Source organism: Arthrobacter zhangbolii, assembly GCF_022869865.1.
Taxonomy (GTDB): domain Bacteria; phylum Actinomycetota; class Actinomycetes; order Actinomycetales; family Micrococcaceae; genus Arthrobacter_B; species Arthrobacter_B zhangbolii.
Window position 1 is genome coordinate 1158495 of sequence record NZ_CP094984.1, and the last position, 15851, is coordinate 1174345.

Genomic DNA, 15851 nt, shown 5'->3' on the forward strand with positions numbered 1-15851 from the left:
ATGTCCGGGCGCCCGCGTAAGATCGAAGGCATGCAACTGCACTACTCCAGCATGGAAAGACCGGGCCTGGACCCGGACCGCCTCAGGGCGGCGCTGGTGGCCCCCAACGGGCCTTACGCCGCGTTGGACGTGGTGCAGGAAACCGGGTCCACCAACTCCGACCTGGCGGACTCCGCCCGCCTGCGCCCCTCGGCAGCGTCCGACCTCACGGTCCTCACCGCCGAACTGCAGACCGCAGGCAAGGGGCGCCTGGACCGGAGCTGGGTTGCCCCCGAGCGTTCCTCACTCTTTGTCAGTGTGCTGTTCCGGCCGGTAAATGCCGAAGGCCGTCCGCTGCCCACGTCCTCCTACGGCTGGCTTTCCCTGCTCGCGGCCCTGGCCATGGCTGAAAGTGTGGCCGCCCGCACCGGCGTCGAAGCCCGGTTGAAGTGGCCCAACGACGTCATGGTGGACAACCGTAAACTTGCAGGCGTCCTGGCCCAGCTCGTTCCGTTTTCCGACGGGTCGCCGCCGGCCGCAGTGGTGGGCACAGGCCTGAACGTCAGTCTCACCGACGAAGACCTGCCGGTGCCCACGGCAACCAGTCTGCTGATGGAGTATGCCTCCACCACTGACCGCAACATCCTGCTCCAGGACTACCTGCTGGCCCTGGCCGAAAAGTACCGTGCCTTCTGTTCCGTGGACGGAGATCCGGAGGCCGCACCGGACGGGCAGGCATCTCTGCGGGAACAGATCATGGCCCGCCTGTCCACCGTGGGCCGCGATGTCCGCGCGCAGCTCCCCGGCGGCGGCGTCCTTACCGGCCGGGCCGTGGCACTGGCCGCCACCGGTGCGCTGGTCATCGTTGACGGTGCCGGCGCTCCGCACACCGTCTCTGCGGCGGACGTGGTACACCTGCGCGCCGAGCCGGCATGAGGCCGGCCCGTTGAGTCCGGTACTTCCCGCAGTCGGGAGGGCAGCCGCGTGCGTGTAAGGCTCTCTCAGGGGGAGTACATCATTGCCGCCGGGCGCCCGCATGCACGTTCGCTTTGGAAACCGCTGGCCCTGGCGGGGGCAACCGGCGCGGCGGCAGGGTATGCGCTGGGCTGGCTGGGCAGGGATACCCTGCCCGGCCAACTGGCGGAGTGGAGCCCGTACCTGCAGCCCGCCGTCGTTGTGCTGGGCCTGCTTGTACTGCTGCGCTACTGTCTGCCGCCCGTACTTCGCTGGTTTACCGGCCGGATCATCCTGACCGACCGCAGGCTGATCCGCCGGCAGGGAGTGCTGCTGCGCCGGGAACACGAAATTGCCCTGGCAGCGATCTACCAGCTCGAGATCAGGCAGACGGTCACAGACCGGATGCAGCGCAGCGGCACCCTCGTCCTCGACCTGGGCCACGGCCGGATTATGCAGTATCCGGCGGTGCCGGAGGTACACCGTTTCCGGTCCCTTGTGGTTTCCGCCATAGGCCAGCTGCCACTGACTGCCATGTTTGATGGTGTAGATATTGAGGGAGACGGGGGATACGACTATGAAGGGAGGGACTATGACTGACGCCGGCCACGGTGAGTCCGGACCCGCGAGCCATCCCGAACCGATGACGCTGTCCCTGCCGGCGGTCAAGCCGTCCCGGCCGGACTATTCAATGGCGGACACCGGAACCGAAATAGACCGCGAGGATGTCCGCCGGCTGGAAGCGCAGCTGATCGGCGGACCCCGCACCCTGAAGCGCCGCGAAGCGGCTGCCGAAGCCGGGGTGTCCCTGCTCTCTGCCCGCAAGCTTTGGCGTGCCATGGGCTTCCCCAACCTTGACGACGACGCGGTCTTCTTCACGGAACAGGACCGGGAGGCCCTAAGCACCGTGATTGAGCTGGTGCGCGATGAGCAGCTCACCGAGGAAGCCGCGATTTCCATCATGCGATCCATCGGCCAGATGACAGACCGAATGGTTGTCTGGCAGGTTGAGGCACTGGTGGAGGAGATGGTGTCCACCCGCGGCATCACCGATGCTGAGGCCCGCAGGAATCTTGTTGCGGCACTGCCGGCCCTGATTGAACCGCTGGAAAAAACCCTCGTGTACGCCTGGAAGCGCCAGCTCAATGCTGCCATCCAGCGTCTGGCCCTGCGCGCGGAGGCCGGACTGGCCAGCCATGACGGGAGCGCCTCGGACGACGCGCCGCTGCCGCTGGCACGCGCCGTCGGTTTCGCGGACCTGGTCTCCTACACCAGCCTGTCCCGCCAGATGAACGAAAAGACCCTGGCGCAGATGGTCCAGCGCTTTGAGCACAAATGTGCCGAAATCATTTCCGTGGGCGGCGGACGGCTGGTCAAGACCATCGGCGACGAAGTCCTCTTTAACGCCGAAACCCCCGAGGCCGGCGCGGAGATTTCCCTCGCCCTCGCGAAGGCCTTCACTGAGGATGAGCTGCTTCCCTCCGCCCGGGTTTCGCTGGTATGGGGGCGCGTCCTGTCACGTCTGGGCGACATATACGGTCCCACCGTCAACCTCGCCTCCCGGCTGACATCGCTGGCCGAACCGGGGACAGTCCTCACGGATGCCTCCACTGCGGCGGCGTTGAAGGATAATCCCCGATTTGTGCTGATTCCGCACCAGCCGCGCAACGTGCGAGGGTTCGGCGAGATCCATCCGGTAACCCTGGCCCGGGGTACCGGTTCCGGGCTTGTCCTGGATTAGCCGCGCATCGAATGGCCGACGCGCCATTTCCACCGGACCGCCGGGTGCCTGCCGTCGGTTAGTGTATGGAGAGATACTGTAAGACGGATCACCTAGTGAACAAACAGCTTTCCGGACAGGGCGTGAATGAACTCCGACGAAACGACATCCCCGGATACCGGCCTGCATGCAGTGTTTGGTTATGCTTCCGATCGCGGTCTGCGGCGCGAGTTGAATGAAGACTCACTGATCGCCGCAGACCCGGTCTTTGCCGTAGCGGACGGCATGGGGGGACACGAAGCGGGTGAGGTAGCCAGCAGCATCTGCGTCCGCACGCTGGGTGATTCCCCGATAGTGGGACAGCATCTGCCCGACTTCTCCGCGGAGCAGCTCAGGGAACTGCTGCTGGAGGCAGACCACCGGATCCGGGAGGCTACCGGAGGCCGGGCCGGCACAACGCTGACCGGCGGTGTGCTGGTAAGTGCCGACGGCAAACCTCACTGGCTGGTGTTCAACGTGGGCGATTCCCGCACGTACCGGCTCAGCGGCGGAAAGCTGGACCAGGTCACCGTGGACCACAGCGAGGTGCAGGAACTGGTGGACCTGGGCCAGATCACCCCTGACGAAGCACTGGTCCATCCCCGTCGGCATGTGGTCACCCGTGCCCTGGGCACCGGCAACGACGCAGAAGCGGACGTCCGGCTGGTCCCGGCGGAACCCGGAGACCGGCTGCTGGTGTGTTCGGACGGACTGACCGGCGAGGTATCCGACACCCGCATCCTGGACATACTGGCCTCTGAGGCCAATCCGCAGGACGCCTGCGCCGCCCTGGTCCAGGCTGCCCTGCGGTCCGGGGGCCGGGACAATATCACCGCACTGGTGGTGGACACCCTGGGCGGAACCGTTGGACCCGAGCCCGTAGCCGTTACGCTCACCGGTGGGGCCGGCTACGAATAACCACCGAACCTCTGTGAACACCGCCTATGCGAAGGAGCCCCGATGAGCACCCATCCGGACGAACTGGAACAGCGCCGCCTGAATGACTGGAGCCGGCGCCTGACCCAGGCGCTGCAGATCCTGGACCTCGAGGTGGACCCGGCCATGCTCGTTGAGCTTGGTGAAAAATCCGGCCGCACGGTGGCACCCAACGCGGGCGTGGTGAGCGCCTTTATGGTTGGGTATGCTGCAGGCCTGACCACCACCAGCGGACGGAAGTCAGCGGAAGAAGCCGTGAAAAAAGCAGCGGACACCGCCTTCCAGCTGGCTGAAACCGGCCTGGAGGGGCCGGACCAGCCAGGCTGGAAGGGATCCGCGCAGTAACTGCGGCCGGTTACGCCGGCGCCGGGGTACGCCGCATCTTGTCTTCGGCGCCGGCGCCGGCTGCAGCCTCCACCCGGACCAGTACCGTCTTGGACACCGGGGTGTTGCTGCCTTCGGCAACGTGGTCCATGGGCACCAGCACATTGGCTTCCGGATAGTACGCAGCCACGCACCCCTTGGGCGTGGGGTAGGACACCACACGGAAACTGCGCAGCACGCGCTCCACGCCGTCGTGGTGGACGCCGTGGATGTCCACGTACTGGCCGTCCGCCAGGCCGAGTTCCGTAATGTCTCCGGCGTTCATAAACAGCACGTGCCTCCCGCCCTTGATGCCCCGGTAGCGGTCATTGTGGCCGTAAATGGTGGTGTTCCACTGATCGTGTGAACGCATGCTCTGCAGCAGGAGCGTCCCTTCCGGACGCTGGACAGCCTCCAGGTCATTCACCGTCAGCACGGCCTTGCCGGTGGGAGTGCGGAAGGTCCTGGAATCCCTCGGTCCGTTGGGCAGCACGAAACCGCCCTCATGCCGGATCCTCTCGTTGTAGTCCTCGCAGCCTTCCACCACCCGGGAAATGGAATCGCGGATCAGGTCATAGTCCTTTTCGAAGCCCGCCCAGTCGGCGTCGATCCGGTCCCCGATCACCCGGGCCCCGAGCCGGGCAACCAGGGCAGGTTCGGAGAGCAGGTTCGGCGAAACGGGATCCACTCCGCCATGTGAGGCATGCACTACGCAGACCGTGTCTTCCACGGAAACGAACTGCCGGCCTGTCTCCTGGATGTCTATCTCGGTGCGGCCCAGGACCGGGAGGATCAGGGCTTCCTTGCCGGTGACCAGATGGGACCGGTTGAGTTTGATGGAGATCTGCACGGACATGTCGGTCTTTTTCATGGCTTCTTCAGCCAACTGGGTATCCGAAATGGCGGAGATCAGGTTGCCGCCCAGCGCCATAAAGAACTTGATGCGTCCGTCCTGCATGCGGTGGAAGGTTTCAACCGCGTCGGCTCCATGCTCCCGCGGGGGATCGAAGCTGAATTCCTTGCCCAGGGCGTCAAGGAAAGTACCCGGCATCTGCTCCCAGATGCCCATCGTCCGGTCACCCTGCACGTTGCTGTGCCCGCGGATGGGTGCGGCACCGGCGCCGGGCTTGCCGATGTTTCCCCGCAGCAGCAGCAGGTTGATGATTTCCTTGATCGTGGCAACGCCCTTTTTCTGCTGGGTGATGCCCATGGCCCAGGTGATGATGACTTTCTCGGCCTTGAGGTAGCGCTCTGCGAGCTCGTCGATTTCCTCTGCACGCAGCCCGGTGGCTTCGAGCACTTCATCGTCATCGAGGAAGGAAAGATGTTCCTTGAGGTCTTCCAGGCCTTCGCAGTGCTTCTCGAGGAACTCATGGTCCAGCACGGTCCCCGGGTTCTTTTCTTCGGCTTCAAACACCCGCTTGGAAATGGCCTGCAGCAGGGCCATGTCCCCGCCAAGCCGGATCTGGAGGAACTGGTCTGCCAGCTCCGTGCCCTTCCCTGCGATGCCGCGGGGCTTCTGCGGGTTCTTGTACCGCTTCAGACCGGCCTCGGGGAGGGGGTTCACAGCTACGATGCTGCCACCGTTCCGCTTGCAGTTTTCCAGTGCCGTCAGCATGCGTGGATGGTTGGTGCCGGGGTTCTGTCCCATCAGGATAATCAGATCTGCCTGGCCGAAGTCCTCATAGGTCACCGTCGCCTTGCCGATCCCAATGGTCTGGCCCATGGCCCAGCCGGAGGACTCATGGCACATGTTGGAGCAGTCCGGCAGGTTGTTGGTGCCGTACGCCCGGACAAACAGCTGGTAGAGGAACGCCGCTTCATTGGAGGTCCGTCCGCTGGTGTAGAACGCTGCCTCGTGCGGGGAATCCAGGCTCTTGAGCCGCCGGGCCACAATGTCCAGTGCCTCGTCCCAGCCCACCGGGCGGTAATGGTCCTCACCTGCGGGCTTGTACAGGGGCTCGGTGAGCCGGCCCTGCATGCCCAGCCAGTATTCGGTGCGGTCGCGCAGTTCGGTGAGGCTGTGTTCGGCCCAAAAGTCGGAAGAAATCACCACCGGCGTGGCTTCCCACGTGACGGCCTTGACGCCTTCCTCGCAGTATTCGAACGGGCTGCGGTCCTTGGGGTCGGGCCAGGCGCAACTGGGGCAGTCGAAGCCGTGCTTCTGGTTCATGCGGAACGTGGTTCCCAGGGCCCGGGCCAGACCCATCTGCTCGATGGCCGGTTTCATGGAGTGATACACCGCCGGCAGCCCGGCGGCCCACTCCTTGGGCCGCGATTCGACCTGGATGTCCTTTTCGTTGACGTCCTCTATCCGGGGTTCTTTCCTGGCCACGCCGCACTTCCCTTCATCGCTTCACTGCGCGTCCGTCCTGGCCCGCGAACACAGTTGCCTAGCATCAGGCCTAGCAGTCCCGCGGGTCCGCCGCAAGCACCAAGGCCGCACACGGCAAGGGCGTGGCGCCCCGAGACGGCGGTGCCGGGCCCCCGACACGGCGGTCGGCGGACGCCGGCAGGCACTGCAGCGCCGCCGTCGCCTGCCCGGCGGTGATGCACCGCTGACGCAAGCGCACACTATGCGGCAAGATTGGTTAGGTGAGCACAGCCAAGACATCCCCGGAAATCACGGACACTGAAGCAGCCGTTGAATCGGTCAGCACGGACACCCCGCCCGCCGGGGACCTGCGCGAGGAATATGACGCGCTCGCGGACCAGGTGCGCCGCTACCGTTTCGCCTATTACAACGAAGACTCCCCGCTGGTCTCCGACGCTGAGTTCGACCGGCTCTACCGCCGCCTGGAAGAGATCGAGGCGCTGCACCCGGAGCTGGTCACCAACGATTCACCCACCCAGGAAGTGGGCGGTGAAGTCTCGGCGGCCTTTGCCCCGGTGGAACACCTGCAGCGGATGTACAGCCTGGAGGACGTCTTCTCCCTGGATGAGCTGGAGGCATGGGTCCGCAAGACCGAAGGGTCCGTAGCCAACATTGCCCCCGGCGCCCGGATCAAATGGCTGACCGAACTGAAGATCGACGGGCTTGCCGTGAACCTGCTCTACCGCAACGGCGAACTGGTCCGCGCCGCCACCCGCGGCGACGGGACCACGGGGGAGGACATCACCCACAATGTGCTCACCATCGCCTCCATCCCGCGCACGCTCAAGGGTGAAAACCTGCCTGCGGAAATGGAAATCCGGGGCGAGGTATTCATCCCCTCGAAGGACTTCGCGCACCTGAACGAAACCATGGTCGAGGCGGGCAAGGCGCCTTTCGCCAATCCCCGCAACGCCGCTGCCGGCTCCCTGCGGCAGAAGGACCCCGAAGTCACCGCCAGGCGTCCGCTAAGCATGTACGTGCACGGCATCGGTGCCCGCGAGGGCCTGGACGTGGCCAGCCAGTCCGAAACCTATGACCTGCTTCAGCAGTGGGGACTGCCGACGTCGCCCTACTACAAGGTGCTGGACACTTACGAAGAGGTCCTGAAGTACATCGCGGAGAACGGCGAACACCGGCACGACCTCTCGCACGAAATCGACGGCATCGTGATCAAGGTGGATGACTTTGCCCTGCAGCGTGCCCTGGGCAACACGTCCCGGGTGCCGCGCTGGTCCGTGGCGTACAAGTACCCGCCGGAGGAAGTGAACACCAAACTGCTGGATATCCGGGTGAACGTGGGCCGGACCGGCCGCGTCACCCCCTACGGCATCATGACACCCGTGCTGGTCTCCGGCTCCACCGTGGAGATGGCCACCCTGCACAACCAGGACGTGGTGAAGGCCAAGGGCGTCAAGATTGGCGACACCGTGGTGCTGCGCAAGGCCGGCGACGTGATTCCCGAAATTGTGGGCCCCGTCGTCGCCCTCCGAGACGGCAGCGAACGCGATTTCGTTATGCCCACGCACTGCCCGTCCTGCGGCACCGAGCTGAAGCCGGCCAAGGAAGGGGACGTGGATATCCGCTGCCCCAACGCCAAATCCTGCCCCTCGCAGCTGCGTGAACGCGTGTTCCACCTGGCCGGCCGCGGTGCCTTCGACATTGAGGCGCTGGGCTGGGAGGCAGCTATTGCCCTCACCTCACCCGCCGAGCCGGAAAAGCCGCCGCTGACAAGTGAGGCCGGCCTGTTCGACCTGAAAATCGAGGACCTGGCGGACGTCCGGATTGAACGGCCCAAGCGTGTCAAGGGCGTGGTGGACGGCACCGAACTCGTTCCGTACTTCTACACCAAGGGCACCGCCAAAAAGCCGTCCGTTGCTTCCGCCAATACCCGCAAGCTGTTCGAGGAACTCGAGAAAGCCAAATCCCAGCCACTGTGGCGGGTCCTGGTGGCACTGTCCATCCGGCACGTGGGCCCGACGGCGGCCCGTGCCCTCGCCGGCGCCTTCGGGTCGATGGAGGCCATCCGTGCTGCCACCGAGGAGCAGCTGGCGCATGTCGACGGCGTCGGCCCCACCATCGCCGCGGCCCTGACGGAATGGTTCGCCGAGGACTGGCACCGCGAGATCGTGGATGCCTGGGCAGCTGCAGGGGTCCGGATGGCCGACGAACGGGACGAGTCCATGCCCCGCACACTCGAGGGCCTGACCGTTGTTGTCACCGGCACATTGCCCAACTTCAGCCGGGACGAGGCCAAGGAAGCCATTCTCACCCGCGGGGGCAAGGCCTCCGGGTCGGTATCGAAAAAGACCGACTACGTGGTGGCCGGGGAAAATGCGGGCACCAAGCTGGAGAAGGCCGAAGCCCTGGGCGTCCGGGTCATTGACGAAGACGGCTTCCGGATCCTGCTGGCCGAAGGGTCCGTCCCGGAGGACGGGGCAGGAACCGATGGGCAAAACGAGGAAGACAAACCGGAAGAAGGTACCGAATGAGCCCGCTGCCTGACGCGGCCGATCCGCTGGAATTGCTGGAAGTTGCCCGCGAGGCCGCCGCTGCGGGAGCGGCTGTGCTGGCGGGACGCTCGGTCGCCGGCCTGAATCCGGTGAAAAAAAGCGCCGACGGAGACTGGGTCACCGAATTTGATACCGCCGCAGAGATTGCGGTGCGGGAGGTCCTGGCCCGCCTGCGTCCGCATGACGTTGTCACGGGGGAGGAGCTGGAAACGGCCGTCCCGTCCAATCCGTCAGGCATCCGATGGTCCATAGATCCGCTGGACGGCACCACCAACTTCATCCGCAACATTGTCTACTACGCCACCTCCGTGGCTGCGGTGACCGACGACGGCGAGTGGCTGGCCGGCGTCGTCCACGCCCCGGCGCTGGTCCGGGTGTACTCGGCCGCCCGCGGGAACGGGGCCTGGCTGTCCGAGCACGGCAGCGTCCGCAAGCTCTCCGGCCCCGATCCGCAGCGGGTGGGGAAGCTGCTGGGTACCGGGTTCTCCTACAACGCGGAGGTCCGGTCCGAGCAGTATGCGGCCTTGCCGGAGCTTGCCGGGCAGTTCGCGGACGTCCGTCGGCTGGGATCCGCCGCGCTGGACCTGTGCATGGTGGCCGACGGCACGCTAGACGCCTATATCGAGCGCAGCCTCAACGAATATGACTATGCCGCCGGCGCCTTGATCGCCGAGGAAGCCGGCGTTCCCGTTCAGCGTCCGCCGCGGCCGGCCAACGACGCCGAACGTGAGGACGCGGTGACTGTCGCTGGAGCTGCGCTGCTGGGCTAGGTGTGGAGCCGCGGTTCCGCCACGGCACTTCCGCCGGCGGGGGATGCCCGCCATTCTTCGGCCAGGAGTGCGTAGCGGAGGTCATCCAGCCAGCGCCCCGAACGGTGGAGGGACCCCTGGCGGGACCTCCCCTCACGCCGCATCCCCGCTTTTTCCATGACCCGCCAGGAAGCGGTGTTGTCGGCGAAACACTCCGCCACCACCCGGCGCAGGCCAAGGTCCTCGAAGCAGACGCGCAGTAGTGCAGTTACGGCTTCGCTTGCGTACCCCCGCCCGGCGAACTCCGGTGCAATAACGTAGCCAATCTCGGCCTGCGTGTCGCGCGCCAACTCCTCCACCTCCTGCTGCGCCCATGCGTCCTGGCAGGCAAGATAAAGGTCACCGACCAGGGCTCCGCCCTGTTCCACGGCAAAAGTGGCCGCCAAATGCTCCGGCTGCCGGAGCCGCTCCACGAAGGCGTCCACGTCCGTGGGCCGGGCCGTCATCCATTGCGCGACCTCCGGCTTCCGCCGGTACTCATACATGCGCGGCAGGTCGTCGGCTTCGGCGGGACGGATGGTGAGGCGGGGTGTGATGACGGGCCAGCGGGGGCCGGAGGGATTCGCGGTCATGGTACCATGATGGCCTATTGGGTTCCCCGGACGCGGTTGGCGGATCGGGCACTCGTCTACCGCCGGGCGGCAACGATGATCTCCCGGCTCACCGCTGCCAGGAACGGCCCGCCGTCCCAGTCCCCGTACCAGTCGGCGGAGCTGAAGCCTGCTTGATGCAGCAGCCGTTCCAGCAGGTCCGCGGGCGGGAATTTGAGGGTGCTCCTGCTGGCGAACCGTGCGCCGTCGGACAGGAACCGGGTGCGGTCCTCGAAGGTCACCAACACGCCGTCGGGGCGGTCCTCCGCCGAGATCAGTTCCCAGTCCACCTCGAGGGTGCCCGCTGAGGATTCCTGCAGCTCAGGTCCGGCGTGGCCGGAATCCCACTCCAGCCATGCCTTCGCTGCCGGGTTCCTTGACTCGAAACAGAAGATGCCGCCGGGCGCCAGCCGGGACCGCACCGCGGCCAACGTCTGCAGCATCTCGGCTTCGGTGAGCAGGCACTGGAAGGCATGGCCCGTCATCACCGCGGCGTCGAAGGGGCCCGCCGGCAGGTCCTCAGCCGTCCCGGGGAGCCAGGTGACCAGTTCGCTGTCCGGCCGGGACCGTGCCGCCTCCAGCATGCCGGCGGCGGGATCAATGCCCGTCACGGCGTGTCCGGCACGCGCCAGCCGGACGGCGAAGCTGCCGGTGCCGCAGCCAATATCCGCGATCCGCAGCGGCTCCTGACGCCCATTGATCCCACCCAATAGCCCCGCATAAAAATCGGTGTCCCACCGCCCGGCGTTGTCCTCGTCGTACAGCGCCACCAGACGTGGCTCGTTGTAGTGCGCGTCAACCATGGTTTCCTTTGTTTGCCCGGATTCAGGAGGAAGCCTATCGGGATTAAGCCCTGAGGAAAGACCGCCCTGTCCGGGCCTGTTTCCCAGCCGCACAGCGGATAATTGCATCCCGTCCAGCATCGACTCACAAGGAGGTACCGGCATGCCCCGTAAAGCAACCGCCGCTCCGCGGAAAACTTTCCGCACGGCTCCCGAAACCGGCCCCGCCACGCCTGTGGCCCAGACACCGACGGAACTGGATGCCGCCTACTTCGCCGGCTTGATTGATGAGCGGATAGCGAAGAACCGTGAACAGATTGTGATGCTGACCGATCTGATCCGCGAAGTCACCCTGGCGGCCAAGGACATTCCTGCCGATGATGAGCATGATCCCGAAGGCACCACCGTGTCCGTTGAACGGGCCAACGAAGTGGCCATGCTCGCCGCAGCGGAAAACTCGATGATCGAACTGGTGGAGGCACGGGAACGGCTGGACGCCGGTGCCTACGGAATCTGCGAAAACTGCGGCAACCCCATTCCGGCTGCCCGCCTGGAAATCCGGCCGGAAACCCGCTTCTGCGTGAACTGCGCAGCTGCGCGCCGGCGGTAGGAAAGAAGCCCCTGCCACGGGTGAACGTGTGCCCCCTCACCCCGGTCCCCGGCGGGACCGGGGAGGGGGATAGAATCTACGTGCACTTCAACCTGACCGTAAGGATTCGTAACACGCATGAGCATCACCATCCGGCTTGCCACCGAGGCTGATTTTGAAGATATCCGCCGGATTACCCGTGAGGCTTATCTGCACGGAAAGCACATCGAAGCCGACAATCCCTACGTCAAGGAACTCGAGAACGTCGAGGACCGGGCCAGGCACACCGAACTGTGGGTCGCGGAACTGGGCGGGAAGGTCGCAGCCTCGGCCGCCATCACCTACGCCGGCCAGCCCTACACGGATATTGCCATTGAAGGTGAATTGGAATTCCGCATGCTCGCCGTGGATCCTTCCGTGCAGCGCGGGGGAGTGGGCCGCGCCCTGGTGAACGCAATTGTTGACTACGCCCGGAGCAAGGACGGCATCGAAGCGGTCAGCCTCACCAGCATGACGACCATGCTCAATGCGCACGCGCTGTACCTGTCCCTGGGCTTTGTCCGCGTGCCCGAGCGTGACTGGACCGTTCCCGGCGAAGACTACATCCTCTGGGTCTTCCGCAAGGCCGTCTAACCGTCTGCTTCAAACCCTGCCGGTCCGGCGCCTGGTGGTTCGCCGTATGTACCGGTGAGGCGGGCAACCGCCTCACCGGGCAGCATCTGCTGTACAGCGGCTGTGCGGTGTGTGTCGGCTGCCTCCGTGACCTACCCCCGAACGCCGTAGACTGGAACGGATACCGGTTACATACCGAAACGTTCCTATATAAGACGCATGGGAGACTCATGTCTGAGATCAATCGTGAGGCCGTGGCGCATCTGGCGCGGCTGGCCCACATTGAGATGACCAACGACGAGCTGGACAAGATGGCCGGCGAACTCGATGTCATCGTGGATTCGATCAAATCCGTAAGCGAAGTTGCCGGCGAGGACATCCCGGCCACCTCCCACCCCATCCCGCTGACCAACGTCTTCCGCGAGGACGTTGTGGGGCAGACGCTGACCAACGAGGAAGCCCTGTCCGGTGCGCCCGACAATGCCGCCGGCCGCTTCAAGGTCCCTGCCATCCTGGATGAGGAGTAAAAGCTTCCATGAGTGAACTGATTACATCGAGCGCCGCGCAGCTGGCCGCCAAGCTGGCCGCCCGCGAGGTCACCGCCGTCGAGGTCACGCAGGCGCATCTGGACCGCATCAGCGAGGTCGACGGCGCCGTCAACGCCTTCCTGCACGTGAACACGGACGAGGCGCTGCAGGTAGCTGCCGACGTCGACAAGGCCCGTGCCGCCGGCGAGCAGCTGCATGAACTGGCCGGCGTCCCCATCGCCATCAAGGACCTGATTGTCACCAAGGGCCAGCCCACCACGGCCGGCTCGAAGATGCTCGAAGGCTGGATGAGCCCCTACGACGCCACGGTGATCTCCAAGATCCGTGCCGCGCGGATGCCGATGCTGGGCAAGACCAACCTGGACGAGTTCGCCATGGGCTCCTCCACGGAGCACTCCGCCTACGGGCCCACCCGCAACCCGTGGGACCTGGACCGGATCCCCGGCGGCTCCGGCGGCGGGTCCGCGGCCGCCGTCGCCGCCTTCGAGGCTCCGCTGGCGCTGGGCACCGACACCGGCGGCTCCATCCGCCAGCCCGCCGCCGTCACCGGTTCCGTGGGCGTGAAGCCCACCTACGGCGGTGTTTCCCGCTACGGTGCCATCGCCATGGCCTCCTCGCTGGACCAGATCGGCCCGGTCTCCCGCACCGTGCTGGACGCGGCTCTGCTGCAGGAAGTCATTGGCGGTCACGACCCGCGCGACTCCACCTCCCTCACGGACCCGGTCGGTTCCCTGGCTGACGCGGCCCGCAACGGCAACGTGGCCGGCATGCGGATCGGCATCGTGAAGGAACTGCAGGGTGAAGGCTACGAAGCCGGTGTGCAGGCACGCTTCAACGAGTCGGTGGAGATGCTCCGTGAAGCCGGCGCAGAGATCGTCGAGGTCTCCTGCCCCAACTTCAAGTACGCCCTCGGCGCCTACTACCTGATCATGCCGTCCGAGGCCTCCTCGAACCTGGCCAAGTACGACGGCGTCCGATACGGCATGCGCGAGCTGCCCGCCGAGCCGCCGCTGACCATCGAACGGGTTATGGGCGCCACCCGTGCCGCCGGCTTTGGTGATGAGGTCAAGCGCCGCATTATCCTGGGCACCTACGCACTTTCGGCCGGCTACTACGACGCCTACTACGGCTCGGCCCAGAAGGTGCGCACCCTGATCCAGCGCGACTTCGACGCCGCGTTTGCGCAGGCCGATGTGCTGATTTCCCCGACCTCGCCCAACACCGCCTTCAAGCTCGGCGAGAAGCTGGACGATCCGCTGGCCATGTACCTGAACGACATCGCCACCATTCCGGCCAACATGGCCGGCGTCCCGGGTATCTCGGTTCCCGGCGGCCTGGCCGACGGACTGCCCGTCGGCATCCAGTTCCTGGCTCCGGCCCGCGAAGACGTCCGCCTCTACCGCGCCGGCGCCGCCCTTGAGGGCATGCTGGAGCAGAAGTGGGGCGGCCCGCTGCTGGCCTCGGCACCCGTACTCGGAGGAGTGAAGTAAATGTCCGTCCACATCCAGGATGAAACCCTGTCCTTCGAAGAGGCCATGGAGAAGTACGACCCGGTGCTGGGGTTCGAGGTCCACGTGGAGCTGAACACCAAAACCAAGATGTTCTCCGATGCGCCGAACATCTTCGGCGACGAGCCCAACACTGCCGTCACCCCGGTGGACCTGGGCATGCCCGGCGTCCTGCCCGTGGTGAACAAAAAGGCCGTGGAGTACTCGATCCTGATCGGCCTGGCCCTGAACTGCAAGATCGCCGAATCCTGCACCTTTGCCCGGAAGCAGTACTTCTACCCGGACACGCCCAAGAACTTCCAGACCTCCCAGTACGAAGATCCCATTGCGTACGACGGCTACCTGGACATCGAGCTGGAAGACGGCACCGTCTTCCGGGTCGAGATTGAGCGTGCCCACATGGAAGAGGACGCCGGCAAGCTCACCCACATGGGTGGTGCGGCAGGCCGCATCCAGGGCGCCGACTTCTCCCTGGTGGACTACAACCGTGCCGGCGTGCCGCTGGTGGAGATTGTCACCAAGCCTATTGAAGGCGCCGGATCCCGTGCCCCCGAACTGGCCAAGGCCTACGTGGCCGCCATCCGGGAAATCGTGAAGAACCTTGGCGTTTCCGACGCGAAGATGGAACGTGGCAACGTGCGCTGCGACGCGAACGTTTCGCTGCGCCCGCACGGCCAGGAGAAGTTTGGCACGCGTTCGGAAACGAAGAACGTGAACTCGCTGCGCGCCGTCGAACGCGCCGTCCGCTTCGAAATCCAGCGCCACGCCGCCGTGCTGGACTCCGGCAACACGATTGTCCAGGAAACCCGGCACTGGCACGAGGACACCCGCTCCACCACCTCGGGCCGGCCGAAATCCGACGCCGATGACTACCGCTACTTCCCGGAGCCTGACCTCGTTCCCGTGGTCACCTCCAAGGAATGGATCGAAGAGCTCCGCGCCCAGCTGCCCGAACCGCCGGCTGAACGCCGCAAGCGGCTCAAGGAAGACTGGGGCTACTCGGACGCCGAGTTCCGCGACGTGGTGAACGCCGGCGTCATGGAAGCCATCGAGGAAACCATTGCCGCAGGCGCTTCCGCGCAGGTTGCCCGCAAATGGTGGATGGGTGAGGTTGCCCGCCGTGCCAAGGAAGCCGAAGTGGATCCGGTGGACGTGGGCGTTACGCCGGAACTGATCGTGGAACTGGACCGCCTGGTGCAGGCCGGCAAAATCAACGACAAGCTGGCCCGCCAGGTCCTCGACGGCGTGCTCGCCGGCGAAGGCACCCCGGAGGAAGTCATTGAAAAGCGCGGCCTGGCCGTCGTTTCCGATGACGGGCCCCTGCTCGAAGCGATCGACGCCGCCCTGGCCGCACAGCCGGACGTTGCGGACAAGATCCGCGGCGGCAAGGTCCAGGCTGTCGGCGCCATCGTGGGCGGAGTCATGAAGGCGACCCGCGGTCAGGCCGACGCCGGCCGCGTGCGCGAGCTGATCCTCGAACGCCTGGGCGTCCAGGGCTAGTCAGGCTGGTGCTGAAGACCGGCCCCGGGTCATCCGGG

At 65.6% G+C, this 15851-nt stretch carries 15 protein-coding genes; 12 read left to right on the forward strand and 3 right to left on the reverse strand.

The genetic code is table 11. From position 1 onward, the window contains the following. The first annotated feature begins 30 nt into the window (after positions 1–30). The 5 genes from MUK71_RS05385 to MUK71_RS05405 all read left to right on the forward strand — a co-directional run bounded on the left by MUK71_RS05385 (position 31) and on the right by MUK71_RS05405 (position 3973). Positions 31–915: a biotin--[acetyl-CoA-carboxylase] ligase gene (locus MUK71_RS05385; protein ID WP_244802830.1), complete on the forward strand. Its 885-nt coding sequence runs from the start codon at positions 31–33 to the stop codon at positions 913–915. 48 nt (positions 916–963) lie between these two features. Then, on the forward strand, positions 964–1533 hold the full coding sequence (locus MUK71_RS05390) for a PH domain-containing protein (protein WP_227928945.1): 570 nt from the start codon (positions 964–966) through the stop codon (positions 1531–1533). Continuing rightward, the gene (locus MUK71_RS05395) at positions 1526–2674 is read left to right on the forward strand and encodes an adenylate/guanylate cyclase domain-containing protein (protein ID WP_227904315.1); all 1149 of its coding nucleotides are present in this window, start codon (positions 1526–1528) and stop codon (positions 2672–2674) included. The genes MUK71_RS05390 and MUK71_RS05395 overlap by 8 nt, the downstream gene beginning before the upstream one ends. 126 nt (positions 2675–2800) lie before the next feature. Then, a complete protein-coding gene (locus MUK71_RS05400; RefSeq protein WP_227928946.1) occupies positions 2801–3610 on the forward strand; it encodes a PP2C family protein-serine/threonine phosphatase in 810 nt (269 codons plus the stop codon). Positions 3611–3652: 42 nt separating this feature from the next. Continuing rightward, positions 3653–3973 carry a DUF6457 domain-containing protein gene (locus MUK71_RS05405; RefSeq protein ID WP_227904317.1) on the forward strand — a complete coding sequence of 107 codons (321 nt, stop codon included), beginning with the start codon at positions 3653–3655 and terminating at the stop codon, positions 3971–3973. Positions 3974–3983: 10 nt separating this feature from the next. On the opposite strand, the gene MUK71_RS05410 is transcribed toward MUK71_RS05405, so the two are convergent. Then, the gene (locus tag MUK71_RS05410) at positions 3984–6326 is read right to left on the reverse strand and encodes an FdhF/YdeP family oxidoreductase (RefSeq protein WP_227928947.1); all 2343 of its coding nucleotides are present in this window, start codon (positions 6324–6326) and stop codon (positions 3984–3986) included. 287 nt (positions 6327–6613) lie between these two features. Here MUK71_RS05410 and ligA point away from each other — a divergent pair, with 287 nt between their 5' ends. Next, positions 6614–8854, forward strand: coding sequence for an NAD-dependent DNA ligase LigA (ligA, locus tag MUK71_RS05415; RefSeq protein ID WP_423724619.1), 2241 nt, complete (start codon positions 6614–6616; stop codon positions 8852–8854). After that, entirely contained in the window at positions 8851–9645 is a 795-nt protein-coding gene (locus MUK71_RS05420) for an inositol monophosphatase family protein (protein ID WP_227928949.1), read from the forward strand. Before ligA ends, MUK71_RS05420 begins: the two co-directional genes overlap by 4 nt. Here MUK71_RS05420 and MUK71_RS05425 read toward each other — a convergent pair. Together MUK71_RS05425 and MUK71_RS05430 are read right to left on the reverse strand one after the other, a co-directional pair. Continuing rightward, entirely contained in the window at positions 9642–10256 is a 615-nt protein-coding gene (locus MUK71_RS05425; RefSeq protein WP_227928950.1) for a GNAT family N-acetyltransferase, read from the reverse strand. The genes MUK71_RS05420 and MUK71_RS05425 overlap by 4 nt on opposite strands. A 56-nt stretch (positions 10257–10312) precedes the next feature. After that, positions 10313–11077 (reverse strand): class I SAM-dependent methyltransferase, encoded by a 765-nt coding sequence (locus MUK71_RS05430; RefSeq protein ID WP_227928951.1) that lies wholly within the window; start codon positions 11075–11077, stop codon positions 10313–10315. Positions 11078–11219: 142 nt separating this feature from the next. On the opposite strand from MUK71_RS05430, the gene MUK71_RS05435 reads away from it, so the two are divergent. The 5 genes from MUK71_RS05435 (at position 11220) to gatB (ending at position 15813) form a co-directional block, all read left to right on the forward strand. Next, the gene (locus MUK71_RS05435; protein WP_227928952.1) at positions 11220–11666 is read left to right on the forward strand and encodes a TraR/DksA family transcriptional regulator; all 447 of its coding nucleotides are present in this window, start codon (positions 11220–11222) and stop codon (positions 11664–11666) included. Positions 11667–11783: 117 nt separating this feature from the next. Beyond that, on the forward strand, positions 11784–12278 hold the full coding sequence (locus MUK71_RS05440; protein WP_227904324.1) for a GNAT family N-acetyltransferase: 495 nt from the start codon (positions 11784–11786) through the stop codon (positions 12276–12278). Positions 12279–12487: 209 nt separating this feature from the next. Further along, positions 12488–12784, forward strand: a complete 297-nt coding sequence (gene gatC, locus MUK71_RS05445; RefSeq protein ID WP_146363477.1) for an Asp-tRNA(Asn)/Glu-tRNA(Gln) amidotransferase subunit GatC — start codon at positions 12488–12490, stop codon at positions 12782–12784. Between the two features lie 8 nt (positions 12785–12792). Continuing rightward, positions 12793–14295 (forward strand): Asp-tRNA(Asn)/Glu-tRNA(Gln) amidotransferase subunit GatA, encoded by a 1503-nt coding sequence (gatA, locus tag MUK71_RS05450; protein WP_227904325.1) that lies wholly within the window; start codon positions 12793–12795, stop codon positions 14293–14295. Beyond that, the gene (gatB, locus tag MUK71_RS05455) at positions 14296–15813 is read left to right on the forward strand and encodes an Asp-tRNA(Asn)/Glu-tRNA(Gln) amidotransferase subunit GatB (RefSeq protein WP_227904326.1); all 1518 of its coding nucleotides are present in this window, start codon (positions 14296–14298) and stop codon (positions 15811–15813) included. Positions 15814–15851 lie beyond the last annotated feature (38 nt).